This is a genomic window from Sphingobacterium tabacisoli, assembly GCF_017908035.1.
GTDB classification, from domain to species: Bacteria; Bacteroidota; Bacteroidia; order Sphingobacteriales; family Sphingobacteriaceae; genus Sphingobacterium; species Sphingobacterium tabacisoli.
Window position 1 is genome coordinate 1 of record NZ_JAEQMU010000018.1, and the last position, 376, is coordinate 376.

The 376-nt window shown below is 44.9% G+C and carries 1 tRNA gene; it reads right to left on the minus strand.

The features are described from left to right. Window positions 1–250: 250 nt before the first annotated feature. Window positions 251–324: transfer RNA gene (locus tag JKG64_RS22955), tRNA-Ala, on the minus strand. Between the last annotated feature and the right edge of the window lie 52 nt (window positions 325–376).

Below are 376 nucleotides of genomic sequence, written 5' to 3' on the forward strand. Positions count from 1 at the left end.
TATCGCAGCTTATCACGTCCTTCATCGCCTCTGAGAGCCTAGACATCCCCCGTGTGCCCTTATTTACTTTCTTCTCTCTCATAGCCCTTTTGCTACTATGGAGATGCTTTGACTAATTGTCCTGTATAAATACAGAACGTTCGTCCCTATTGTCTTCTCTTGTGTTTTTTTTCTTTCAATATGTCAAAGAACTCTTTTTCCCAGTCAAATCGCTATTAGCCAGAGGCCAATCGCTATATGCTGAAAATCGTGGAGAATAACGGATTCGAACCGTTGACCCCCTGCGTGCAAGGCAGGTGCTCTAGCCAGCTGAGCTAATTCCCCTCTTGTATGTAGTCCCGAGCAGATTTGAACTGCTGACCCCTACATTATCAGT